Here is a 22,857-nt window from a genome sequence, read left to right on the forward strand (position 1 = left end):
AATGCCCGGCCTGCAAAGGTCGGGCTTTTTTTTGCGCGTGATTCCAGCCTCTGTTCAGTTGTAGGTGATCGAAACGGTCACCGCGCTGGCCAGGGTGCCTTGGGTGATCGCCGCACCGGTTTTGTGGTACGCCGCCGTGAGGGGGATCACCGCTTTGTGGCTGCTCGTTGCCACCTTGCGGCTGCGCTGGGCGGGGGTGCCGTTGGCGGGAATGACAAAAGCTGGGGAGACGCGGTGCACCAGTTGAAGGGCGGTCCCCTCGGAGGTCCCTGTGTTGGAAAAAAGCTCGGCGTTGCCGGCGGAGGCTTTTCCTGCGAACAGAAACGTCACGTTACGTATATCCGACTCGCAGTCGGCAGAGACCTCGAAATCAAACGCGCCCGTACTGGGGGTTGCATCGAAGTCAGAGACCTTGACCGTCGGCAGCGTGATGCTGCGGTTCTCATCGCCGGCGGCCAGGTTGCATGTGCCGGCGTTGACTTGCCCGATAAAGGTCAAGGTGCCCGTGGTCTCGGCCTGTGCAGTATGGGTTATCAGGCTCGCCGTGATTGCCAGCAGCGGGGTGAGTGTTCGAATGCTCATCAAAGGAGTCTCAGGGTTTCAGTTATAGGTAATGTTGACGGTGGCGGTACTGACAAGAGTGCCCGGGGTGACTGTGCCGTTTTTGTGATAAGCAGCGCCCAGCGGCAAGACGGCGCGGTTGCCATCAACCACCACCGTGCGCGTGTTGTTATCGCCGTTGGCGCCGATGTTTTGGATCCCTCCACCTATGCGGGAGTAAAGCCACACATCTACTCCGCGAGCAGTGCCGGTATTGGCAAAAAGCGCTTCATGCCCTGGCGCGGGTGTGCCTGAAAAGCGAAAGGTGACATTGGATGCGTTGGTGCAGTGGGCGGTGAGCTCGAATTGGCGTTCGCCGATATAGGTGGCGTTTTGAAGGGCGCTGACTTTGATCGGATCGAGCGAGATCGTACGGTTGACGTCACCGGTCGCCAGGTCACAGGTGGCGCCAGGGGTGACAAAACGAACAGAGTTACCCAGGCGCAGGGTAAAGCCGTCTGGGCGTCCGTCCCTTTTGGCTGACCAGATTTCTCCGGCTGGTACCACCCCATCGGCGACAGGTGCGATTTTGTAGAGCTTCAATTCTGCGGCGGTGAGGCTGGGGGCTGTTCCACTTGAGGGCGCGCCTGGTTGAGTGTGCATTCCAAAGAAATTGGTGAATCCCCCGGCACTGGTGATGCGCAGACGTGCACCTACACCTGGCGCTTCGGTGCGATGGAACGGGGGGACCGGAGGCATGTTGAGGAATCGCCCGGTAATCCTCAGGTGCGCGTCCCTGCAGACCGCGAAAAAGGCAGGTGCGGTACCGCTGAATGCGCGACTGATGATTTCCCCGCCTATAGGTAGATCGGCCGGGACGGTGATCGTGTCAGGCAGATTGAGGGTGAGCGTGCTGTTCATATACCGGTCACAGTCTGCATGAGCGGCGATCGGCAGAACGAGGGCCAGGAGTGTGGAGATAAATTGCAGGGAGTGTTTCATCGTCAGTCTCGCAGTGAGGAATAGGCCTTGTCGGCCCGGCAAGTGCCAGAGTCCAATTGCCGCAATCGGTTGGCGCCCTCGGTGCTTGGTTGAACGTCGAGGTGGTAGCGCAGCCTGCAGGTGGCGCGGGCGCTGGATCCCCACCTGACCGTCAACTGCCCCTGCGTGCGAGGCACGCGGACAAAGGCCTTGCCGCCCTGGCCGACCACGCCGACGCTGGCGTCGTCTTCATCGAATACATCCGCGCCGAACGGTAACGGGCTGCCATCCTCGCGCCGCGCCGTAATCAAGAGGGCCTGGCCGCTGACGGTTTCAAACTGCACCTTCACCACCGACCCGGCGCGAGGCGCGACGTTTTGCGCGGCGGTCTTGAGTTCGACGTCGACGGACAGATCCCTGGGGTCCAGTTCAACGACGTTCTGGCGATAAGGCGTGAGGTGAGGTACCACGGCGAAGCCGCTTTTGCCGACCTGTGCACTGTGGTTGCCGTTGATCCGCGCGCCCAAGGCGTCGGGTGCCTGGACGATGCCGATGGTGTCGCCCAGTTCTGGGGCGAAGGTCACGCCGTCCGGGTGGGCGACAAGACCGCCGGTCATGCCAAACGAGGTTGTGCGATACGTGTTGCTCTGGCCGTAGCTGGCGGACAGCACCCCTGGGTTCGCCTGGTATTTCACGTCTGCGCTTGTGGCGTTACCGCTGCCGAGCGTTCGGCTGGCCCCCAGGCCGTAACTGAGTTCACTGCGCTCGCCGAGACTACCGCCCAGGCTGAGGCGTTCGCCGCTGCTTTGATCGCCGCGGTAGGCCGTGGTGGTCAAGGTTGGCGCGTGCGCGTCGCTGCCCAGCGGCAGGCTCAGGGTGAAGTCTACTTGCTGGTCGACCCGCTCACTCAGCAGGTCCCGGTTGCGCTGCGCACTCACGGTGTAGTGCAGTCGCCTCCAGGTGCCGCTGTACCCGGCGGTAAACGTCAGGTTGCCGCTTTTACGGTTCCAGTAGTTCTGTGATGAGCCCGTCAGGTAAACCGCGCCTTGCTTCAGGCTCTGGTTGAGGCTGATGTCCATTCGGTCGCGCAGTCGCGATACGTTGTCCAGGCGCACCCCGTCGAGGGCGAAGTCGCGGATGCGTGCCGCATCGCCCACGTTCAGGAAGCCCTCGGTGGAATAACGGTACGCGCCGAGGGCAAAGTGGGTGCCGGTATCGGCGAAATTCTTGCTGTAGCGCAGTTGCAGGCTTTGCCCCTTACGTGATCCATGCCCCGGCAAGTGGGCGTCGGAATAGGTCAGGTCAAGCGAGAGTGCGCCCAGCGGCGTATTGAAGGCGGTGCCCAGCAATTGTGAGCGGTAGTCATCGCCCATCACCCCGCCGGTGTACCCGGTCAGCAGGTTGCTCAGACCCTGCTGATAAGTGGCCTGCGCCAGCATTGGCGGGTGGCGCAGGCCGATCTCATCCAGCCGCCCGAGACTCAACGAGTAGCGGCTGAAACCTGGGCGCAGCAGGTGGGCATTGGCGGCGAACGGCACGATGAATTCACGCTGGCGCCCATCGGCCTCGGTGATCGTGACGTTCAGGTCGCCACCGTACCCGGTGGGGAACAAGTCGTTGAGCACGAAGGGGCCAGGCGCTACCGACACTTCGTCCAATAGCACGCCGCGCTGGCGCACCGTGACGCGCGCATTTGTCTCGGCAACGCCGCGTACCACGGGCGCAAATCCGGTCTGGGAGTCGGGCAGCATGCGGTCATCGCTGAACAGGCTGGCGCCGCGCAGGCGCACGCTGTCGAACAATTCGCCGGGGGTGTAGATCTCGCCCGCAATCAACTGTGAGTGCAACGTGCTCCATTCGCGCTGCACGTAAGTGGCGTTGCTTTGATAACCGGAACCGAGCGTGGAGCGGCTGTAGCTGCCGTTGTGGCGCCAGTGCCAGTCGCCCAGGTTGAGCCCGGTGTTGAGGCCCAGATACTGGGAGCTGATGGAGCGGCCATTCGTCTGGGTGGCGAAGGTGTTGGCGTTGTAGCGTACAAAGGCGGCATTGATCCCGTGGTCCCATTGCTGCGGATCGACATAGCCCCGTGCCTTGCGCGCCAGGTAAACCTGCGGAACCTGCAGGTCCAGGCGGTTTTCGCCGGAGTCGAACTCGCTGCTGGCGCCGGGCAGGTAAGTCGCAATATCCGCGCAGCGGGCAAACGGGGCGGCCGGTGTCTGACCGGCTTCGACAGGCTGCTGTGCGACCGTGTCCAGGTTGATGCCAAACCTGAGCAGTGCATCGCGCTCCAGGCACAGTTGTGCGGCTTTCTGACCGTTCACGGCGACGAAGTGCAGGGTTTCACGGCCTGTCCACTGGCCGTTGAGGTGCACGTCGGTGCGATAGTTGCCGGGCAGGGTGACATTGCCTTGGTTGAACTTTGATACGTCAACCCGCACCCCGGTCGCATCCGTTGCAAAGAAGGCGGGGTTGAATTCCACAGGCTCAGCCCCGTGGGCACCCATGGCGTGCGCGCCACTCACCAGCAGCAGGCAGTGCGCTGTAAGTTTAAAACTCATGTTTACGTTCTCAAAAACAGCCGCTGTCCAACCGGCGGCATGGGGCGTCCCTGCCCCATCAAATGGGCATCAGCAGAAGGTGTGTGATGAAGCGCGTGGCCTGGCCAGCCGGATGGCTGAACGTCGGGAAGCGACGGTGAAGGCCGCCTGTCTACATCGTCATGGCAAGACCTTGGCGTTGTGCTGGACCTTGACCCCAAAATCGTCGAGCGTTTCGAACGCTACGGTCGCAGCGCTGCTCGGCGGAGTCTTGAGGCTGGGCAGCTCAAAGCGACTGCGCCCGCCCGGAATCACCATGTTTGCGGCACTTGAAGCCGATGTTTCGCGGGGATGACGCTGCCCGGCTACCTGCACTTCAATCTGCTCGAAGGTCACGTGGTAGGGGCTTGGGTTATAGACTTCCAATGCCTGGTGTTGCCCCGTGGATACGACGCGCCACTGCAGTTTTCCAGGCGCGGCGTTGACGTCGTAAGGCAGGGTCGATGGGCGATAAAGCAGCTTGATCCGGGAGCGAAAAGCCAACTGCAACTGATTGCCTTGTTGGGCGTCTGGCGACTGCGAGGGCACTTCCAGCAGGTTGAACCAGAACAGGCTTTCCTGCGCCGCCGCAAGCGTTGCTCCGGTGTAGGCCAGGCGCACAACCTGTTGTTTTCCGGGCTCCATCCGAAAGATCGGCGGCGTGACCACAAAGGGGATGCCGGCCAGGTCCGGCGTCGAGTATTCGTTTCCATCGTCCAGCCAGGTCTGCACCAGTACCGGTGTCTGGTTCTTGCTGTCGAGCCTGACGATGACCTCCCTGGCGGCCTGCGGGTAGACAATTCGGGTGCTGTGGATCACGACGCTCGCATACGGGGCGTGGCTGGCGAACAGCACAACCACCGCTGTCAGCAGCTTGGCCAGCCGGTGTGAAAGGGAAGCGGTCTTCATGCGAAAGGTCATCCTGCGCAAGAGGTGCACAGATTCGCCGAGTGGCGTACCCGTGCACCAAAGTCGCTGACGGTGGTGAATTCGATGCTGCTTGCGCCACGGGGGCGATTGCGCAGCAGCGGCAGCACAAACAGTTTCACGTCACCGGCCGGGAGTAACAGGCCGTCGTTGGCGTCCTTGCTGGGCGCCTTGCTGAACCGTTTGCCGTCGCTCAGCAAGTCCAGTGAGGCCAGTGAAATATGGTAGGGCGTGGGGTTGGTAGCCTGCAGGGCAAAACCTTGTTCGTGGGCCACCAGTGCCCACTGCAATTTTTCCGGGGCGTTGCCAACGGTATAGGGCAGTGCCTGTGGCCTGAGGAACACGCGCAAGCGGGTGCGAAATGACAGTTCGATCTGGTTTTTTTGCGCCGCATCCAGCGCGCGCGGTGGTACTTCCAGGATGTTCAGCCAGAACAGGCTTTCGCGGTCGTTGGGCAGTGGTTCGCCGGTATAGCGCAGGCGCAGCGCCTGTTGCTGGTAGGGCTCGATCCGGAAGATCGATGGCGACAGCGTGAACGGCACCTGTGTTGTCGCCGGTGTCGAGTGCCGGTCGCCCCTGTCCAGCCAGGGTTGTACCAGTGCGGGGCGGCTTCCCTTGTTTTCCAGGCGCACCACGACCTCCGGTTGTCCGACAGGGTAGATCACTCGCGTGCCGTGAATAATTACGCTGGCATGGGAGGGCAGCGCCAGTGGCAACAACACGCCAAACGCAAAGGCAGCAAGCCAGGCTGTTTTTTTCATCGTCTGAAGTCTCATGGCATAAGGCGGCCTGCATACACAGGCTTGCCCGGCCTTACTCGGCGTATTCGATCGTAAAGCCAACGCGGGTGCTGACCTTGCCTTCGCTAGCGGGCCCGCTTGCGTATATTTGCGCGGCCAGCGGGATAACGGCCTGGTTGTCGGCGATCACCACGCCTGCCGATTTCTCGGTGTAGACATTAATGGGCGAGCCATCACGGTTAGTCACTTCGACCTGCACATTCTTGGCGTGGGTGGTGTCGGACGGGTCGTCGTAACCGTCGATGTTCAAGCGCCCGGTGGCCACGTCGATGGCCGGGCTGGTCGGGTCAAAGGCAACCATGGCGGTGCGGCCGTTGGTGCAGCTGCCCTCGCCGGGCGCGCCAATACGAAGGGTGAAGCCCGTCAGGTTGGCGCGATTCCCCGCCGTCGCCAGGCGTGCGGCAGACACGCCGCCCAGGTTGACGTCCTTGACCACCTTGCCCGCGCCCGGTTCAGCCCCTTCGACCGTGCAGGTCACATCAGTCACCAGGCCGCTGAAGTTGATAACGCCATCAGCGGCATGCGCAGAGTGTGAGACAGCGCCAGCCAAGGTCAGAGCTGCGGCAACGTGGGATAAAGCGATGAGTTTCATGGAGTGTCCAGTTGTGAATGACTTGGGTAATTGCCACAGGTAAAGCGCGGTGTTCTGAATGCTTGGCATGTGGTGGGTGACATAATTTGTATCGAAAAGTGAATTTCATCTATAGAGATGTATCGAGTTTTGGTTCGAGATAGTTCGAAAGTGTATTGTTTTATTTAAAAATTTTACGAGGGCATGGCGTGGCATAAAAGTTGTTATAAGAAAGTTCTGTAAGGGAACTTTGTAAGATGCAGCGCTATATATTGCTGTGCAGTATTGAAGCCTGTGTTTGGCTCAGGTAATAAACAGGCTGTGTGCGGCGCTGTATTTGCTTATGCGGGAGTCTGGAATGCCAACTTCAAAAGGCAATACGTGTACCGTGATGTTGCTGGATGACCATGAAATGGTTCGCCAGGGCATCGAGTTGAGTCTGAATATGGAGCCCGATCTTGAGGTGATCGGTTCCTTCGGGACCGGCAGGGATCTGCTGGACGCCTTGGGCCGGCGGCCGGCGGATGTCGTGGTGATGGACTTTATTCTGGCACCGTCGCAAAGCGATGGCCTCAGCCTGATCCAGGCGTTGAATAGACGCTTCCGCCAATGCAGGCCTTTGATTGTCTGTTCCCATTACACGCCTGCAACGGTATCGCTGTCTTTGAAGGCAGGTTGCTGGGGCGTTCTGGGTAAAACCCAGAATCTGACTGAGCTGATTACCGCTATCCGAACGGTCGCCCAAGGGCGCATTTACTTGCAGCCTTGCATGGTGCCGGTGTTGCAAGGCATGCAGTCCTTTGCCCATGTTGCGAATATGAAGTCGAAGCAGGATGTATCAACGCCGATGCAGTTGAATGTGTGTCTCACGCCCAAAGAACAGGAAGTACTGCGGTGTTTTCTGGATGGGATGTCGGTGAATTCCATTGCAGCAAAGTTTTCACGCAGTGCAAGTACCATCAGTACGCAAAAACAATCGGCCTATCGAAAGTTGGGCATCAAGAACGACAGTGAACTATTCAAGTTTACCCAGCAGTTCGGCGAACCTGGCTGACAGGTTTTCAAACCGTGTCTTCCAGATAACGCAATGCCAGCCGCTCTGTCGCCAGCCGGGGCGGTAACAGCAAATGCGGCGCTACCAGCATCATGATTTGATACACCACCACCCGTACCTCACCTTCGCGATCAAGTATCCGCTGGTAATCCAGCGAGAACAGCAACGTCATGGTGATCTGCTCCACCAACTGGCCCAGCGCCTGGGTGTCACTGACCACCTGCCCCGCGGCCTTCAATCGAGCCAGCAATGAGGCCAGTGTGCGTTTGAGTGCCGTGAGCAGGCTGCGAATGCCCTTGGCCAGTTTCGGCAGGCGTCCTGCCAGGTTGGACAAGTCCTGGAACAGAAACCGGTAGTGAGCCATGCGCTCGACGATCAGGTGCAGGAACAGCCAGTAATCCTCCGCCTTCAGTTGTGCGTCTGCGGGCGGGTCCAGCAACGGTGCCAGCTCACATTGAAAGCGTTCGAACAGGCCAATGACCAGCGGCTCCTTGCCATGGAAGTGGTAGTAGAGGTTGCCTGGGCTGATCCCCATTTCATTGGCCACCTCCATGGTCGATACATTCGGCTCGCCCTTGTGGTTGAACAATTGCAGGGCACATTCAAGGATTCGGTCGCGGGTCTTCATCCAGTCTTCTTAATGTGATCGTTGAGCTCAGCGCACCCGCACATAGGTGCCCGGTGCCGCTTCCATCGGTGGGTAATTCTGGTTGCCCAGGGCGGTGAGGGTTTCGCGCTGCACGCCCGAACGCTGCTGGATCCACTCCAGCCACTGGGGCCACCAACTGCCTTCGACATGACTGGCGTCGTAGTACCAGGCGCGTGGATCGCTGCTCAGCTTGAGGTTTTCGACGTAGTTGGCCTTGGGGTTGCCCGGCGGGTTGAGGATGCTCTGGATATGCCCGCTGTTGGACAGCACGAAACGCCGATCGCCGCCCAGCAATTGCGTGGAGCGGTACACCGCGTCCCACGGCGTGATGTGGTCGTTGATCCCGGCCACGCTGAAGCTGTCCACTGTCACCTTCTGCAAGTCGATGGGCGTGCCGCACACCTCCAGGCCGCCGGGATGGCTCAGGGGGTTGTGTTTGAAGAAGTCCAGCAAGTCGCCGTGCAGCGCGGCGGGCAGGCGCGTGTTGTCGTTGTTCCAGTAAAGGATGTCGAAGGCAGGTGGTTCCTTGCCCAGCAGGTAATTGTTGATCCAGTAATTCCAGATCAGGTCGTTGGGGCGCATCCAGGCAAAAACCCTGGCCATGTCGCGGCCGTCCAGCACACCTTGCTGGTAGGAACGACGCTTGGCGGCTTCAAGGGTTTGCTCGTCGGCGAACAGCATGGCGGGGCTGTCGATCTGGCTGTCCAGCAGGCTCACCAGGTAGCTGGCGCTGGAGATGCGGCGCAGTTGGCGCTTGGCCTGCAAGTGGCCTTGCAGGGCGGCGATGGTCAGGCCACCGGCGCAGGCGCCCATCAGGTTGACCTCGCGGGCGCCGGTGATCGCGCGGCAGACGTTGAGCGCTTCTTCCAGCGCCGCCACATAGGTGGACAGGCCCCATTCGCGGTGGCGCACATCCGGGTTGCGCCAGCTGACCATAAAGGTCTGCAGGCCATTTTTGAGGGCGTACTGCACAAAGCTGTTGGCCGGGCTCAGGTCGAAGATGTAGTACTTGTTGATCTGCGGCGGCACGATCAGCAGCGGCTTGGCGTACTGTTTTTCGCTCATGGGCTTGTACTGGATCAGCTCCAGCAGCTCATTGCGAAACACCACTGAGCCTGGGGTAGTGGCGACGGTCTTGCCCACTTCAAAGGCGTGTTTGCTGACCTGGCGCGGCAGGCCGTTGTTGTGCAGCAAATCTTCAAACAGGTTGCTCACGCCGCGCACCACGCTGTTGCCGCCGGAGTTGAGCAACTCCTTGATCGCCAGCGGGTTGAGCAGGGTGTTGGAGGGTGATACCGCATCGTTGAGCAAAGCGAAGGCGAAGTGCGCACGGGCGCGGTCATCGGCGTTCAGGGAGCTGTCGTCGATCCAGTGGCGGGTCTGTTTCTGCCAGCTCAGGTAGGCTTGCAGGCTGCGCCGATAGAACGGGTTGAGCGTCCAGGTCGGATCGACGAAGCGGCTGTCCCTTGGGTTGGGCTCGTGCACCGTCTCGCCCATCAGCACCCGCCCGAGTTGACCGCCCAGTGCCAGGGCATGCCGGGCGGTATGCACCGGGTTGCGCAAGCCATGGGCAGCGACGCTGCGCAGTGTGGAGAGCAAGTCCCGACCGCGCAGGCCGGTGATCGCACTTTGGGCGTTGATGAACGCGGCGGGTGTGGGCGCCGGGTTCGTCACGGGTCTTTCTCGCATGAGCCAACACTCCTTCGTCAAGCCATCAACAGGCACGCCAATTCAGAACCATAGTCGGTTCCTGGCAAGTTGCGCGGCGGTGCGGTCCTTACACTGCCGGTCGCGGATGAATCACAGCGCGCAGGCGCTCCTCCTCCAGAAACTTCATGATGATCGGCGCCACGGCTTCGGCCCGGGTGATCAGGAACAGGTGGCCGTCATCGATGATGTGCAACTGCGCGTTGGGAATGCGCCAGGCGAGCATGCGCATGTTGACCAGCGGGATCAGCGGGTCGTCGTCCCCGGCCAGCACCAGCGTGGGCTGGCGGATCTTGTGCAGCCAGTGAATGCTGGTCCATCCCAGCCCCGCAAACAGCTGCCAGTAGTAACCCAGCTTGCCGGCCGAGCGCACTTTGCTGGCGTGTTCGGCGGCCAGCTTGGAATCGCGGCGGAACGAGCCGCCGTAGATCATTGGCGCAATTCGCACCACGTGGGAGGGTTGAATGTATCGTCTCGGGCTCGCCATCAGCCACAACACCTTCGGCTTGCCGGGCACCATAAAGGCCCCGGCGGCGGTGGCGGCCAGGATCAGTTTCTTGCAGCGTTCCGGGTAGTCGTAGGCGAACTGCTGCGCCAACGCACCGCCCCAGGACACCCCCACGGCATTCACCTGGCCGTAGTCCAGGTAATCGAGCATGCGTGCGGTGAGCTTGGCCAGGCCGGGAAAGCGATAGGGCCGCTTGGGCGTCGACGAACCGCCCACGCCCGGTACATCGAAGGCGATCACTTCCAGGTCCGGGTCCAATGCCTGGACGAACGGAAACACCAACTCAAGGTTGGCGCCGATGCCGTTGAAAATCAGCAATGGCGTCAAATGAGGCTTGCCTGGGCGTACCGCCGTACGGATGGTCTGGCCATCCAGGTCGATGGTACGAAAGATGAACGGTTGCGGCATGCTCAAGCCCTGTGAGATGTGACGGTTGGAATGCAGGCCAAATGTGGGAGGGGGCTTGCCCCCTCTCACACTTGACCGCATTTCAATTTAGCGTTCGTGTACATAGGTGCCCGGTGCCGCTTCGGCTGCGGCGTAGGTTTTATTGCCTAATGTCGTCGGTGCCTTCTTCAGCTTGCCCGCCCGTTCCGCCTGCCACGCCTGCCAATGCAACCACCACGAATCAGTGTGCTTGGTCGCGTTCTCCTGCCATTCCAGTGGCTTGCCCGCGAGACTGTCGCTGGTCTGGTAGCGCGCCTTGGGGTTGCCCGGTGGGTTGAGAATGCTCTGGATATGCCCGCTGCTGGACAACACAAACTCCACCTTGCCGCCAAACAACTGCGCCGATTTGTAGCAGGACTGCCACGGGGTGATGTGGTCATTGGTGCCGGCCAGGGAGTAGATGTCGGCGGTAACCTGCTTGAGATCAATCGGCGTGCCGCACACTTCCAGTGCATTGGCCCGCACGAGTGGGTTGTTCTTGAACAACTCGATCAGGTCGCCGTGGAAGGCGGCCGGCAAGCGCGTGGTGTCGTTGTTCCAGAACAGGATGTCGAACACCGGCGGTTCGTTGCCCAGCAGGTAGTTATTGACCCAGTAGTTCCAGATCAGGTCGTTGGGCCGCATCCAGGCAAATACCTTGGCCATGTCGCGGCCTTCGAGCACGCCGGCCTGGTAGGAATGGCGCTTGGCCGCTTCCAGCGTCTGCTCGTCGACGAACAGCGCCACCTGGGTATCCAGTGTGGTGTCCAGCACACTGACCAGCAGGGTCAGGGCGTTGACCTTTTTCTCCCCCAGCGCGGCGTAGTGGCCGAGCAGGGCGGTGCAGGTAATGCCGCCGGAGCAGGCGCCGAGCATGTTGATGTCTTTGCTGCCGGTAATCGCCGTGACCACATCGACCGCTTCCTTGAGCGCCTCGATATAGGTCGACAGGCCCCATTCGCGCTGGGCCTTGGTCGGGTTGCGCCAACTGACAATAAACGTCTGCTGGCCGTTGCGCAGGCAGAAACGCGCCAGGCTCTTATCCGGGCTCAGGTCGAATACGTAGAATTTGTTGATCTGCGGCGGCACCACCAGCAACGGGCGTTCATGCACCTGTTCGGTGATCGGCTTGTACTGGATCAGCTCCAGCACATCGTTGCGAAACACCACCGCGCCTTCAGTGATGCCCAGGGACTTGCCCACTTCAAAGGCGCCCATGTTGACCTGGCTCGGCATGCCGCCGTTGTGCACCATGTCCTTGGCCAGGTGCGACAAGCCATCGAGCAGGCTCTTGCCGCCGGTTTCAAAAAAGCGTTTGACCGCCGCCGGGTTGGCCGCGCTGTTGGTGGGGGCCATGGCTTCGGTCATCAGGTTGATCACGAAGTGGCCACGGCTGATGTCCTGGTCCGACAGGCTGCTGTCGCCGATCCAGTCGTGCAGTTCCTTGCGCCACGCCAGGTAGGTTTGCAGGTAGCGCTTGTAGAGCGGGTTCTGGCTCCAGGCCGGGTCGTGGAAGCGACGGTCATCGCTCTCAGGTACCAGCTCGGATTTGCCGAACATCACATTTTTTAACTCAATGCCAAAATGCGCGACGTGCTTGACGCTGTGCAACGGTTGCTTGATGGCTTGAGTCAGCACCATCTTCGCTGAGGCCAATAAATCCTTTTTGCGTAACGCGATGATCGGGTTCAGCCCCAGGGTGTTTTCCGAGGCCTGGCGTTTCAAGTCATCGTTGTTCTTGTTACTCATCTACGACGCTCCATTGTCCGAAAGACGAGTACCGGGTACCGCTGTGCACCACCTTCGATACACAACACAAGCCTGGTACTGCGACTCGGGTGACCGTTGATACCGCATCGTCAAATGCAGGGAACTTGCCAGTTCCATTGGTTACCCGAGTTTAATTTTTTTCGCAAGCGGGCCAATCATTGACCACGCGACAGGGCATTCAAACAGATGAAATTAGAAAATGCCCTCTAAAGAGCGAGAGGCCTGGACTAGAGCATCAGCCGCACGACCGACTCACTCGGGTCGCGGGTTTTGCCGGCGGCTTTGAGCTCGGCGAGATAATCAGCCCACAGCGCGTCCTGACGCACGGCCAACTGATAGAGGTAGTCCCAGGTGAACAGTCCGCTGTCATGGCCGTCGTCGAAGGTCAATTTCAGTGCGTACTGACCGGCCGGTTCTACCTTGATCAACTTAACGTTGAGCTTGCCGAATTGCAGGATGGGTTTGCCGTGGCCCTGGACTTCAGCGGAAGGCGAGTGGGTGCGCAGCAACTCGGCGGGAAGTTGGTACACCTCATCGGGCCCATAGGTGAGGCCGAGAGTGTTGGAGGTTTTGTGCAGGTTTACAGCAGTAGGAAACTTAGCCATATGAGGTGATCCTGAATAAACCGGCTTAAAAATGTGGGAGGGGGCTTGCCCCCGATAGCCATGTGTCAGTCAGCATACATCTATCTGACAGACCGCCATCGGGGGCAAGCCCCCTCCCACATCGAAGCAAAGCAGTTGTGTGTAAGGCTTACAGAATATAGCGCGACAAGTCTTCGTTCTGTGCCAATTCACCCAGGTGGCTGTTGACGTAATCCGCGTCGATCTTGATCACCTCGCCGTTCTGCGCACCGGCCAAGTCACCGGCGCTGAAGGACACTTCTTCCAGCAGGCGCTCCAGCAGCGTGTGCAGGCGGCGAGCACCGATGTTCTCGGTCTTCTCGTTGACCTGCCAGGCGATCTCCGCCAGGCGCTTGATGCCGTCCGCCTGGAACTCGATGCCCAGCCCTTCGGTTTTCAACAGCTCACGGTACTGCTCGGTGAGTGAGGCGTGCGGTTCGCTGAGGATGCGTTCGAAGTCGCCAGGGGTCAGTGCCTTGAGTTCCACGCGAATCGGCAGTCGGCCTTGCAGCTCCGGCACCAGGTCGCTTGGCTTGCTCAGGTGGAACGCACCGGAGGCGATAAACAGGATGTGGTCGGTCTTGACCATGCCCAGCTTGGTGTTCACGGTGCAGCCTTCGATCAACGGCAGCAGGTCGCGCTGTACGCCTTCGCGGGACACATCGACGCCGCCGGAGTTGCCGCGCTTGGCCACCTTGTCGATTTCGTCGATAAACACGATGCCGTGCTGCTCGACCGCTTCCAGGGCCTTGGCCTTGAGTTCTTCCTCATTCACCAGGCGCCCGGCCTCTTCGTCGCGCACCAGTTTCAACGCGTCCTTCACCTTGAGCTTGCGGCTTTTCTTCTTGCCCTTGCCCATGTTGGCAAACAGGTTCTGCAACTGGCTGGTCATTTCTTCCATGCCAGGCGGTGCGGAGATATCGACGCCGGAGACTTCGGCGACTTCAATCTCGATTTCCTTGTCATCCAACTGACCTTCGCGCAGGCGCTTGCGGAACAGCTGACGGGTGTTGGAATCGGACGACGGCGCCGCGTCTTCATTGAAACCCATGCGCGCAGGAGGCAGCAGGGCATCGAGGATGCGTTCTTCGGCAGCGTCTTCGGCGCGGTGGCTGACCTTGGTCACTTCCTGCTCGCGCAGCATCTTCAGGGCAGCGTCGGCCAGATCACGGATGATCGATTCGACGTCACGGCCCACATAACCGACTTCGGTGAACTTGGTCGCTTCGACCTTGATGAACGGGGCATTGGCCAGCTTGGCCAGGCGCCGGGCGATTTCGGTTTTACCGACACCGGTCGGGCCGATCATCAGGATGTTCTTGGGCGTCACTTCAACGCGCAGTTCTTCGGGCAGTTGCATCCGGCGCCAGCGGTTACGCAGCGCGATGGCAACGGCGCGCTTGGCATCGTCCTGGCCGATGATATGGCGGTTGAGTTCGTGGACGATTTCGCGGGGAGTCATGGACATAGTGTTTGGCGGCCTCAAGCGGGAATAAGCCTACGGCTTACTCGGCGAGGTCCTGCTCCTCAATGGTGAAGTTGTGGTTGGTGAACACGCAGATGTCACCGGCGATACCCAAGGCAGTCTCGACGATTTCGCGGGCCGACAAATCGGTTTTCTTCAACAGTGCGCTGGCCGCGGCTTGAGCGTAGCCACCACCGGAACCCATGGCGATCAGCCCGTGTTCGGGTTCAACCACATCGCCGTTACCGGTGATGATCAGGGACGCGTCTTTGTTGGCTACAGCCAGCATGGCTTCCAGGCGGCTGAGGGAGCGGTCGGTGCGCCATTCTTTGGCGAGTTCGACAGCGGCGCGTACGAGGTGGCCCTGGTGTTTTTCCAGCTGGCCTTCGAAGCGTTCGAAGAGGGTGAAGGCGTCGGCGGTAGCGCCAGCAAAACCGGCAAGCACCTGGCCGTGGTACAGGCGACGGACTTTCTTCGCGTTGCCTTTCATCACGGTATTACCCAGGGAAACCTGGCCGTCGCCGCCCATGACGACTTTGCCGTGGCGACGTACTGAAACGATGGTGGTCAAGGGGAGAGTCTCCACGCAGCGGGGCGAAAATGCCCTGATGGAAACTGATATGGGGGTGGTGGGGGTGATTTCAACCTTGGGTGGTTAGGGCGGACGAATGGTGTCTATGGGTCTGACACACTTTCGCGAACACCGAGAAACCAATGTGGGAGGGGGCCCTCCCACATTTGACCCCTGTTGAGCCTGAATCAGCGGCTCTGGCGTTGTTGTAACAACAGGTTGCTAAAGCCGGCGCCAGCCAATTGCTTCTGCGCTACGGTCAATTGTTCGCGGTTGCTGAACGGCCCTACCAACACGCGATACCAGGTCGCGTCCTTCACCGTGCCGGATTCCACCGTCACCGTTTGCCCCAGCAGAATGATCTGCGCACGTACGCGATCCGCATCCGCCTGTTTCGGGAACGAGCCCGCTTGCAGGAAGAATTTGGTCACCGGCGCCGCTTTGGTCTCGGCAACTGGCGGCGCTGGCGGCGGGGTGATGCCGGCCAGTGCCGCTTGAGCGCGGGCGGTGTCGATCTTCGCGGCTTCAGCCGGCGTAACCGGGGTGGTCGGCACTTGTGGCGTCGGCAGGGTTTTCTCCGGCACGGCGTCGGGCGGTACGATCACTTCCGATTCGGGCAGCAGGGTATAGAAGTCATATTTCGGCTTCACGGGTGCGGTCGGGCTCGGCGCCGTCTTATTGGCTTCGGCCATTTTGGTGGCCTTCTGCTGCTCCTGTTTGACCCGTTTGACGTCATCGCCCTGGCCAGGATCCAGCTTCATCAGGAACACGATAAACGCACCGACCGAAAGGCCGATAGCCATCCACAACCAGCCCGGAATCGGCTTCTTTGCCGGGGCCTGGTAGCGGCTGGCGCCGCGCTTGGGTGCAGGTTTTTTCTTGGCGGCCAACTTACATACGCTCCAGAGTTTCCAGGCCCAACAGCTCCAGGCCTTGCTTGAGGGTCCGTCCGGCCAATGCGGCAAGGCGCAGGCGGCTTTGCTTCTGGGCTTCGTCGTCGGCGCTGAGGATCGGGCAGTTCTCATAGAAGCTGGAGAACAGGCCGGCGACTTCATACAGGTAGGTGCACAGGATATGCGGCGTGCCTTTTTCGCCGACGCTGTTCAGCACTTCGCCCAATTGCGCCAGTTTGGCGGCCAGTTCCTGTTCGTGGGGTGCGTCCAGCACGATCCGGCCTTCGACTTCGCTGAAGTCCTTGCCCAGCTTGCGGAATACGCCGGCCACGCGGGTGTAGGCGTACAGCAGGTACGGCGCGGTGTTGCCTTCGAAGTTGAGCATCAGCTCGAAGTTGAAGCTGTAGTCGCTGGTGCGGTGTTTGGACAGGTCGGCGTATTTCACTGCGCCAATGCCCACCACGCGGGCGATGTTGCGCAGGTCAGCTTCGGCCAGTTCCGGGTTCTTTTCCTTCACCAGGTTGTAGGCGCGGTCCTGGGCTTCGTTGAGCAGGTCGATCAGCTTTACGGTGCCGCCGTCGCGGGTCTTGAACGGACGGCCATCGGCGCCGTTCATGGTACCGAAGCCCATGTGTTCCATGAGCATCGGGTGAGTGACGAAGCCCGCACGGCGCGCCACTTCGAACACCTGCTGGAAGTGCAGCGCCTGGCGCTGGTCGACGAAATACAGCGCTCGATCGGCCTTGAGCACGCCACTGCGGTAGCGCACGGCGGCCAGGTCGGTGGTGGCATAGAGATAGCCGCCATCGGCCTTGACGATGATCACTGGCAGCGGCTCGCCGTCGGCGGTCTTGAATTCTTCGAGGAACACGCACTGCGCGCCGTTGCTCTCGACCAGCAGGCCCTTGGCCTTGAGGTCGTTGACCACATTGATCAGGTCGTCGTTGTAGGCGCTTTCGCCCATCACGTCCGCCATGGTGAGCTTGACGTTGAGCAGTTCGTAGATTTCCTGGCAGTGGGACAGCGAGATGTCCCGGAAGCGACCCCACAGCTCCAGGCATTCCTGGTCTCCGGCCTGCAGTTTCACCACCAGGCCACGGGCGCGGTCGGCGAATTCTTCGGACTCGTCGAAGCGCTTTTTGGCGGCGCGGTAGAAGTTTTCCAGGTCCGACAGCTCGTTGCTGGTGATCGGGTTTTCCTGCAGGTAGGCCATCAGCATGCCGAACTGGGTGCCCCAGTCGCCCACGTGGTTCTGACGGATCACGGTGTCGCCGAGGAATTCCAGGACCCGTGCCACGCCATCGCCAATGATGGTCGAACGCAAGTGGCCGACGTGCATCTCTTTGGCAAGGTTGGGTGCCGACAGGTCGATGGCCACGCGCTGAACGGGACCTGCCTTGCGCACGCCGATCCTGGCGTCGGCCAGGGCGGCATCGAGGCGCGAAGCCAATGCCTGGGTGTTCTGGAAGAAGTTGATGAACCCAGGGCCGGCGATTTCGGCCTTGGTCACGCTCTCGTCGACCGGCAGTGCGGCGATGATTTTCTCCGCCAGGTCGCGTGGCTTCATGCCGGCCGGCTTGGACAGCATCATCGCGATGTTGCTGGCGAAGTCGCCGTGGGTCTTGTCGCGGGTGTTTTCCACCTGGATCGCCGGCGTCAGGCCTTCAGGCAACACACCTTCGTTGACGAGTTGGGTGAGGGCTTGTTGGATCAGCTGGCGAATGGTGTCTTTCATGGTGTTCTCTTTCGACCGCAAGCGGCGGCGCGCGATGCGCAGGTGGAAAAACTGGGCATTATCCGTGGCGAGGGCGGGCTTGCCAACCTTCGCGGGACCTGTGGCGTGGGTTAATACAAATCTACCGGGTCTACATCCAACGACCATCGCACCTGTCGGCCGCTGGGCATTTGCTCCAGGGCAAGCAACCAGCTACTTAATAGTCGATGCAGCGGTGCGCGAGACGTTGCCTGCAAGAGTAGTTGAGCGCGATACCGTCCGGCACGGCGCTCCATGGGCGCGGGCACCGGGCCGAGCAGTTCGATGCCGGTGAGGCCCAGTTCGCCGAGCAAACCCTCGGCGATGCTGCAGGCTTCATCCAGAAAACCTTCAGCCTGGCCCGGTTTGTGGGCTTCGGCACGCAGCAGCGCCAAGTGTGCAAACGGCGGCAGGCCGGCGGAACGGCGTTCGCTCAGTGCCTGCTCGGCGAAGGCGAAATAGCCCTGCTCGGTCAGTTGGATCAGCAAAGGGTGGTCAGCCAGGTGCGTCTGGATAATCACCTTGCCCGGCTCCTCTGCGCGCCCGGCGCGACCCGCGACCTGCACGATCAACTGCGCCATGCGCTCGCTGGCGCGGAAGTCGCCGGAGAACAAACCGCCGTCGGCGTCGAGGATCGACACCAGGGTCACCCGTGGAAAGTGGTGGCCTTTGGCGAGCATCTGCGTACCCACCAGGATGCACGGCTGGCCTTTCTGAATGGTGGCGAACAGCTGATTCATCGCGTCCTTGCGCGACGTGCTGTCGCGGTCGACCCGCAGTACCGGGTAATCCGGGAACAGAATGCCCAGGCGTTCTTCGGCACGTTCGGTGCCTGCGCCCACTGGTCGCAGGTCGACTTTGCCGCACTGCGGACAGTGGCGGGGCACCCGTTCTACATGGCCGCAGTGGTGGCAGCGCAGTTCGCCGTGGCGTTGGTGCACGGTCATGCGTGCGTCGCAGCGCTCGCATTCAGACATCCAGCCGCAGTCATGGCACAGCAGCGTCGGTGCAAAGCCCCGGCGGTTGAGAAATACCAAAACCTGCTGGCCGGCGGCGAGGGTCTGGCCGATGGCTTGCTGCATCGGCCCGGAAATACCGCTGTCCAGCGGACGGCTTTTGACGTCCAGGCGCAGGAATCGTGGTTGCTTGGCGCCGCCGGCACGCTCATTCAGGCGTAGGAGGCCATACCGACCGGTGTAGGCGTTGTGCAGGCTTTCCAGGGACGGGGTGGCAGAACCGAGCACAATCGGAATGCCTTCCTGGCGTGCGCGAACCAGCGCCAGGTCGCGGGCGTGGTAGCGCAGGCCTTCCTGCTGTTTATAGGAGCCGTCGTGCTCTTCGTCGATGATGATCAGGCCCGGGTTCTTCATCGGCGTGAACAGCGCCGAGCGGGTGCCGATAATAATGTCGGCCTCGCCATCCCGCGCCGCCAGCCAGGACTCCAGGCGTTCACGGTCGTTGACCGCCGAGTGCACCAGGGCGATGCGCGCATTGAAGCGCTGCTCGAAACGCGCCAGGGTTTGCGGGCCGAGGTTGATCTCCGGGATCAATACCAGCGCCTGCTTGCCGGCTTGCAGGGTTTCGCGGATCAACTGCAAATAGACTTCGGTCTTGCCGCTGCCGGTGACGCCGGCCAGCAGGAACGCATGGAAACTGTCGAAACCTGCGCGAATCGCTTCATACGCTGCGCGTTGCTCGGGGTTGAGCGGCAATTCCGGCTGGGCCAGCCAGTGTTCGTGGCGCGGATCGGGGGCGTGCTTGCGGATTTCCACCTGCACAAGGCCTTTGGCGAGCAGCAGGTCGAGGCTGTCCTTGCTCAGCATCAGCTTGCTCAAGAGCTGATGCGCCACGCCGTGGGGATGCTGCGCCAGCGTGGCCAGGGCTTCACGTTGGCGCGGGGCGCGGGCGATGCGCGGGTCGTCGAGGCGTGCACCGGGCACTGTCGACCAGAATCGTTCCTGGCGTGCTTCGGCCAACTCGCCCTGGCGCAGCAGCACCGGCAGCGCCCAGCTCAGGGTGTCGCCCAGGCTGTGCTGGTAATACTGGGCGGTCCACAGGCACAGCTTGAACAGTGCGGGTGGCAATGGCGCGGTGGCGTCCAGGATCGCCAGGGCCGGTTTGAGCTTCTCGGCGGGGACTTCGCTGTGATCGGCGACTTCTATCAGGACGCCGATCATTTCCCGTCGGCCAAAGGGTACACGCACGCGCATGCCTGGCTGCAATTGCGCTCGCAGCACGCCGGCCGGGGCCCGGTAGTCGAACAGGCGGCGCAGGGGCGAGGGCAGGGCTAGGCGCAAAATGGCGTCGGGCACGCGGGGTTCCATAGTAAGGAGGGTGATGAGCAAGGGCGGGAGCCTAGCAGACGGGGGAAGGCTTGGGTATGCCACGGTTTTCTGATGAAAGGGGCTTTTATGTGGGGAATCGACCGTAAGGTCCGCTTGCGCGTTTAAAAAGGTCTGGTAGAATCCGCGGCCTAATTACGTGCGGTATTCGACAATAGTGTCGAGTGGCGGCACGCTAGCCCGAGGAAGTGCCATGAAAGCCGATATCCATCCAGCGTACGAAACCATCGAAGTAACCTGCAGCTGCGGCAACAAGTTCGAAACTCGCTCGAACCTGTGCAAGCCACTGGGTACTGACGTATGCAACGAGTGCCACCCGTTCTACACCGGTAAGCAGAAGACTCTGGACACCGGCGGCCGCGTACAGCGCTTCGCAGATCGCTTTGGTGCTTTCGGCAAGAAGCCTGCTACTCCAGCAGAGTAAGGCTCAAGAGCCTTATGGGCTTTTGCCAGCTGTTAAAAAAGGCGTCCCTTGCGGGCGCCTTTTTTATGCCTGGGATTTGGCTGTCGACCGCCCACGCGCAGGTGTTTTGCCCTGTACCGACGTCTGCGGCCCAGGTCGACGTGCAGCGTGTGGTGGATGGCGATACGGTGCGTCTCAAGGATGGCCGGAGCGTGCGGATGATCGGCCTCAATGCGCCGGAGACTGGTAAAAGGGGCCGCACCGACGAGCCGTATGCTGTGGCCGCACGCCAGCGTTTGCAGGCATTGGTGGCTGCCAGCGGCGGCCGCGTTGGCCTGGTACCGGGGCGTGAGCCCAAAGACCATTACGGTCGTACCCTGGCCCACCTTTATGGTGCCGACGGCGAGAACCTGGAGGCGCAATTGCTGGCTGAGGGCCTGGGATTCCAAGTGGGGGTCGCGCCCAATGTGGATCTCGTCGCCTGCCAGCAGGCTGCGGAAAACAGCGCCCGTCAGGCAGGTCTGGGCCTCTGGCGGCAATCGCCGGTGCAACCCGTGGCACAGCTCAAGCAATCCGGATTTGCCTTGGTCAGTGGTCGTGTGAGCAAGATCGAGCGCAATCGCGGCGGTGTCTGGATCGAATTGCAGGGTTCACTGGTATTACGCATTGCACCCGATCTGGCCCGACAATTCGACAGCAGCTTGCTCAATGGTCTGCAAGGCAAGACAGTCGAGGCGCGTGGCTGGGTGCAGGATCGCGCCAGGCGCGGCGGCCTGAAACGCGGTCAGGCGCGCTGGCTGTTGCCGCTGACCGATCCCGGCATGATTAAATCGACGTTTGAATAAATAATTGTAGACATTTTTTAAGTCGATTGTGAACAGTCTAGCCCTTGTATCCCGTGGCTTTAGACTAAAGTACGTCGCTGCGGGGCCTTGACACCCGTGACTGCCCAGTCTTGTAGGGGCTTTACGACACGAGTATCCTCGGCGGTCCGTCGACCAACAGTAAAAGCGGAATGCCGATATGTCTGATTTGAAAACTGCCGCTCTCGAATATCATGCCCATCCTCGTCCAGGAAAGCTGAGTGTAGAGCTCACCAAAGCCACTGCCACTGCCCGCGATCTGTCGTTGGCCTACAGCCCTGGCGTGGCTGAGCCCGTACGTGAAATCGCTCGTGACCCTGAGCTGGCTTACAAGTACACCGGCAAGGGCAACCTGGTTGCAGTGATTTCCGATGGCACCGCGATTCTCGGCCTGGGCAACCTCGGCCCATTGGCATCCAAGCCAGTGATGGAAGGTAAGGGCGTGCTGTTCAAGCGCTTCGCCGGCATTGACGTTTTCGACATCGAAGTCGACTCCGAAAGCCCGCAGGCCTTCATCGACACCGTCAAGCGCATCTCCATCACTTTCGGTGGCATCAACCTGGAAGACATCAAGGCACCTGAGTGCTTCGAGATCGAAAAGGCCCTGATCGAGCAGTGCGACATTCCGGTATTCCACGATGACCAGCACGGCACCGCGATCGTTACCGCGGCCGGCATGATCAACGCCCTGGAAATCGCTGGCAAAACCCTGTCCGACGCCAAAATCGTCTGCCTGGGCGCCGGTGCTGCGGCCATCTCCTGCATGAAGCTGATCGTGAGCATGGGCGCCAAGCTCGAAAACATCTACATGGTCGACAGCAAGGGCGTGATCCAGTCCGAGCGTACCGACCTGAACCAATACAAGGCGATGTTTGCCCACCCGTCCTCCAAGCGCACCCTGGCTGACGCCCTTGACGGTGCAGACGTGTTCGTTGGCCTGTCCGGCCCGAACCTGCTGAGCGCTGAAGGCCTGAAGTCCATGGCGGCCAACCCGATCGTGTTCGCCTGCTCCAACCCTGATCCGGAAATCGCTCCGGAACTGGCTCACGCCACCCGTAGCGACGTGATCATGGCCACCGGCCGTTCGGACTACCCGAACCAGGTCAACAACGTTCTGGGCTTCCCGTTCATCTTCCGTGGTGCCCTGGACGTTCGCGCCAAACGCATCAACGAAGAGATGAAAGTGGCTGCCGCCAATGCCCTGCGTGAACTGGCCAAACTGCCAGTGCCTCAGGACGTGTGCGACGCCTACGGCGGCGCCAAGCTGGAATTCGGTCGTGAATACATCATCCCGAAACCAATGGACAAGCGCCTGATCACCCTGATCTCCGATGCCGTGGCCAAAGCCGCCATCGAGACCGGTGTGGCCACCCTGCCGTATCCGAAGAACTACCCGCTGCAAAGCGTGGATGATGTGTTCAACGGCTAAGCCGTT

General features: G+C 60.9%; 20 protein-coding genes. 4 read left to right on the plus strand and 16 right to left on the minus strand.

The features are described 5' to 3' along the window. Positions 1 to 54: 54 nt before the first annotated feature. The 6 genes from EJD88_RS22250 to EJD88_RS22275 all read right to left on the minus strand — a co-directional run bounded on the left by EJD88_RS22250 (position 55) and on the right by EJD88_RS22275 (position 6,416). Entirely contained in the window at positions 55 to 582 is a 528-nt protein-coding gene (locus tag EJD88_RS22250) for a fimbrial protein (RefSeq protein ID WP_158879049.1), read from the minus strand. 18 nt (positions 583 to 600) lie between these two features. Then, positions 601 to 1,542, minus strand: a complete 942-nt coding sequence (locus tag EJD88_RS22255; RefSeq protein WP_158879050.1) for a fimbrial protein — start codon at positions 1,540 to 1,542, stop codon at positions 601 to 603. Positions 1,543 to 1,544: 2 nt separating this feature from the next. Continuing rightward, on the minus strand, positions 1,545 to 4,079 hold the full coding sequence (locus EJD88_RS22260) for a fimbria/pilus outer membrane usher protein (RefSeq protein ID WP_158879051.1): 2,535 nt from the start codon (positions 4,077 to 4,079) through the stop codon (positions 1,545 to 1,547). A gap of 159 nt (positions 4,080 to 4,238) precedes the next feature. Continuing rightward, positions 4,239 to 5,006 (minus strand): molecular chaperone, encoded by a 768-nt coding sequence (locus EJD88_RS22265; RefSeq protein WP_158879052.1) that lies wholly within the window; start codon positions 5,004 to 5,006, stop codon positions 4,239 to 4,241. Positions 5,007 to 5,014: 8 nt separating this feature from the next. Further along, positions 5,015 to 5,785 carry a molecular chaperone gene (locus EJD88_RS22270; protein ID WP_112193046.1) on the minus strand — a complete coding sequence of 257 codons (771 nt, stop codon included), beginning with the start codon at positions 5,783 to 5,785 and terminating at the stop codon, positions 5,015 to 5,017. Positions 5,786 to 5,837: 52 nt separating this feature from the next. After that, the gene (locus tag EJD88_RS22275; protein ID WP_158879053.1) at positions 5,838 to 6,416 is read right to left on the minus strand and encodes a fimbrial protein; all 579 of its coding nucleotides are present in this window, start codon (positions 6,414 to 6,416) and stop codon (positions 5,838 to 5,840) included. A gap of 370 nt (positions 6,417 to 6,786) precedes the next feature. Between EJD88_RS22275 and EJD88_RS22280 the strand changes: the two genes are divergently transcribed. Beyond that, the gene (locus EJD88_RS22280; protein ID WP_158879123.1) at positions 6,787 to 7,449 is read left to right on the plus strand and encodes a response regulator transcription factor; all 663 of its coding nucleotides are present in this window, start codon (positions 6,787 to 6,789) and stop codon (positions 7,447 to 7,449) included. Positions 7,450 to 7,456: 7 nt separating this feature from the next. On the opposite strand, the gene EJD88_RS22285 is transcribed toward EJD88_RS22280, so the two are convergent. From EJD88_RS22285 to EJD88_RS22330, 10 genes are all read right to left on the minus strand, one after another. Further along, positions 7,457 to 8,077 (minus strand): TetR/AcrR family transcriptional regulator, encoded by a 621-nt coding sequence (locus EJD88_RS22285; RefSeq protein WP_158879054.1) that lies wholly within the window; start codon positions 8,075 to 8,077, stop codon positions 7,457 to 7,459. A gap of 27 nt (positions 8,078 to 8,104) precedes the next feature. After that, positions 8,105 to 9,787, minus strand: coding sequence for a class II poly(R)-hydroxyalkanoic acid synthase (gene phaC, locus EJD88_RS22290; RefSeq protein WP_099583806.1), 1,683 nt, complete (start codon positions 9,785 to 9,787; stop codon positions 8,105 to 8,107). 88 nt (positions 9,788 to 9,875) lie between these two features. Continuing rightward, positions 9,876 to 10,721 (minus strand): poly(3-hydroxyalkanoate) depolymerase, encoded by an 846-nt coding sequence (gene phaZ / locus EJD88_RS22295; RefSeq protein WP_017526534.1) that lies wholly within the window; start codon positions 10,719 to 10,721, stop codon positions 9,876 to 9,878. Between the two features lie 87 nt (positions 10,722 to 10,808). Then, entirely contained in the window at positions 10,809 to 12,488 is a 1,680-nt protein-coding gene (gene phaC, locus EJD88_RS22300) for a class II poly(R)-hydroxyalkanoic acid synthase (RefSeq protein WP_158879055.1), read from the minus strand. A 248-nt stretch (positions 12,489 to 12,736) separates the two neighbouring features. Next, positions 12,737 to 13,114 (minus strand): gamma-butyrobetaine hydroxylase-like domain-containing protein, encoded by a 378-nt coding sequence (locus EJD88_RS22305; protein ID WP_099583804.1) that lies wholly within the window; start codon positions 13,112 to 13,114, stop codon positions 12,737 to 12,739. A gap of 148 nt (positions 13,115 to 13,262) precedes the next feature. Next, entirely contained in the window at positions 13,263 to 14,600 is a 1,338-nt protein-coding gene (hslU, locus tag EJD88_RS22310) for an ATP-dependent protease ATPase subunit HslU (RefSeq protein WP_158879056.1), read from the minus strand. Between the two features lie 37 nt (positions 14,601 to 14,637). Beyond that, complete coding sequence (gene hslV / locus EJD88_RS22315) at positions 14,638 to 15,168, minus strand: ATP-dependent protease subunit HslV (RefSeq protein WP_010563201.1); 531 nt, start codon at positions 15,166 to 15,168, stop codon at positions 14,638 to 14,640. Positions 15,169 to 15,356: 188 nt separating this feature from the next. After that, positions 15,357 to 16,058, minus strand: a complete 702-nt coding sequence (locus EJD88_RS22320) for an SPOR domain-containing protein (protein WP_112193053.1) — start codon at positions 16,056 to 16,058, stop codon at positions 15,357 to 15,359. A 1-nt stretch (position 16,059) separates the two neighbouring features. After that, positions 16,060 to 17,796: an arginine--tRNA ligase gene (gene argS / locus EJD88_RS22325; protein WP_158879057.1), complete on the minus strand. Its 1,737-nt coding sequence runs from the start codon at positions 17,794 to 17,796 to the stop codon at positions 16,060 to 16,062. A gap of 110 nt (positions 17,797 to 17,906) precedes the next feature. Next, positions 17,907 to 20,126 carry a primosomal protein N' gene (locus tag EJD88_RS22330; RefSeq protein WP_099583798.1) on the minus strand — a complete coding sequence of 740 codons (2,220 nt, stop codon included), beginning with the start codon at positions 20,124 to 20,126 and terminating at the stop codon, positions 17,907 to 17,909. A 223-nt stretch (positions 20,127 to 20,349) separates the two neighbouring features. Here EJD88_RS22330 and rpmE point away from each other — a divergent pair, with 223 nt between their 5' ends. The 3 genes from rpmE (at position 20,350) to EJD88_RS22345 (ending at position 22,851) form a co-directional block, all read left to right on the plus strand. Beyond that, positions 20,350 to 20,580 carry a 50S ribosomal protein L31 gene (rpmE, locus tag EJD88_RS22335; RefSeq protein WP_049710411.1) on the plus strand — a complete coding sequence of 77 codons (231 nt, stop codon included), beginning with the start codon at positions 20,350 to 20,352 and terminating at the stop codon, positions 20,578 to 20,580. Positions 20,581 to 20,594: 14 nt separating this feature from the next. After that, positions 20,595 to 21,404: a thermonuclease family protein gene (locus EJD88_RS22340; protein ID WP_158879058.1), complete on the plus strand. Its 810-nt coding sequence runs from the start codon at positions 20,595 to 20,597 to the stop codon at positions 21,402 to 21,404. Positions 21,405 to 21,582: 178 nt separating this feature from the next. Beyond that, positions 21,583 to 22,851 carry a malic enzyme-like NAD(P)-binding protein gene (locus EJD88_RS22345; RefSeq protein ID WP_099583795.1) on the plus strand — a complete coding sequence of 423 codons (1,269 nt, stop codon included), beginning with the start codon at positions 21,583 to 21,585 and terminating at the stop codon, positions 22,849 to 22,851. Positions 22,852 to 22,857 lie beyond the last annotated feature (6 nt).

Origin of the sequence: Pseudomonas sp. PB105, assembly GCF_009764655.1 — a bacterium.
GTDB classification, from domain to species: Bacteria; Pseudomonadota; Gammaproteobacteria; order Pseudomonadales; family Pseudomonadaceae; genus Aquipseudomonas; species Aquipseudomonas cyclaminis.

Bases quoted from the DNA above. Each gene is read 5' to 3' on its own strand.
- EJD88_RS22250 (WP_158879049.1), bottom strand. From the start codon at position 582: ATGAGCATTCGAACACTCACCCCGCTGCTGGCAATCACGGCGAGCCTG.
- EJD88_RS22255 (WP_158879050.1), bottom strand. From the start codon at position 1,542: ATGAAACACTCCCTGCAATTTATCTCCACACTCCTGGCCCTCGTTCTG.
- EJD88_RS22260 (WP_158879051.1), bottom strand. From the start codon at position 4,079: ATGAGTTTTAAACTTACAGCGCACTGCCTGCTGCTGGTGAGTGGCGCG.
- EJD88_RS22265 (WP_158879052.1), bottom strand. From the start codon at position 5,006: ATGAAGACCGCTTCCCTTTCACACCGGCTGGCCAAGCTGCTGACAGCG.
- EJD88_RS22270 (WP_112193046.1), bottom strand. From the start codon at position 5,785: ATGAAAAAAACAGCCTGGCTTGCTGCCTTTGCGTTTGGCGTGTTGTTG.
- EJD88_RS22275 (WP_158879053.1), bottom strand. From the start codon at position 6,416: ATGAAACTCATCGCTTTATCCCACGTTGCCGCAGCTCTGACCTTGGCT.
- EJD88_RS22280 (WP_158879123.1), top strand. From the start codon at position 6,787: ATGTTGCTGGATGACCATGAAATGGTTCGCCAGGGCATCGAGTTGAGT.
- EJD88_RS22285 (WP_158879054.1), bottom strand. From the start codon at position 8,077: ATGAAGACCCGCGACCGAATCCTTGAATGTGCCCTGCAATTGTTCAAC.
- phaC (WP_099583806.1), bottom strand. From the start codon at position 9,787: ATGCGAGAAAGACCCGTGACGAACCCGGCGCCCACACCCGCCGCGTTC.
- phaZ (WP_017526534.1), bottom strand. From the start codon at position 10,721: ATGCCGCAACCGTTCATCTTTCGTACCATCGACCTGGATGGCCAGACC.
- phaC (WP_158879055.1), bottom strand. From the start codon at position 12,488: ATGAGTAACAAGAACAACGATGACTTGAAACGCCAGGCCTCGGAAAAC.
- EJD88_RS22305 (WP_099583804.1), bottom strand. From the start codon at position 13,114: ATGGCTAAGTTTCCTACTGCTGTAAACCTGCACAAAACCTCCAACACT.
- hslU (WP_158879056.1), bottom strand. From the start codon at position 14,600: ATGTCCATGACTCCCCGCGAAATCGTCCACGAACTCAACCGCCATATC.
- argS (WP_158879057.1), bottom strand. From the start codon at position 17,796: ATGAAAGACACCATTCGCCAGCTGATCCAACAAGCCCTCACCCAACTC.
- rpmE (WP_049710411.1), top strand. From the start codon at position 20,350: ATGAAAGCCGATATCCATCCAGCGTACGAAACCATCGAAGTAACCTGC.
- EJD88_RS22340 (WP_158879058.1), top strand. From the start codon at position 20,595: ATGGGCTTTTGCCAGCTGTTAAAAAAGGCGTCCCTTGCGGGCGCCTTT.
- EJD88_RS22345 (WP_099583795.1), top strand. From the start codon at position 21,583: ATGTCTGATTTGAAAACTGCCGCTCTCGAATATCATGCCCATCCTCGT.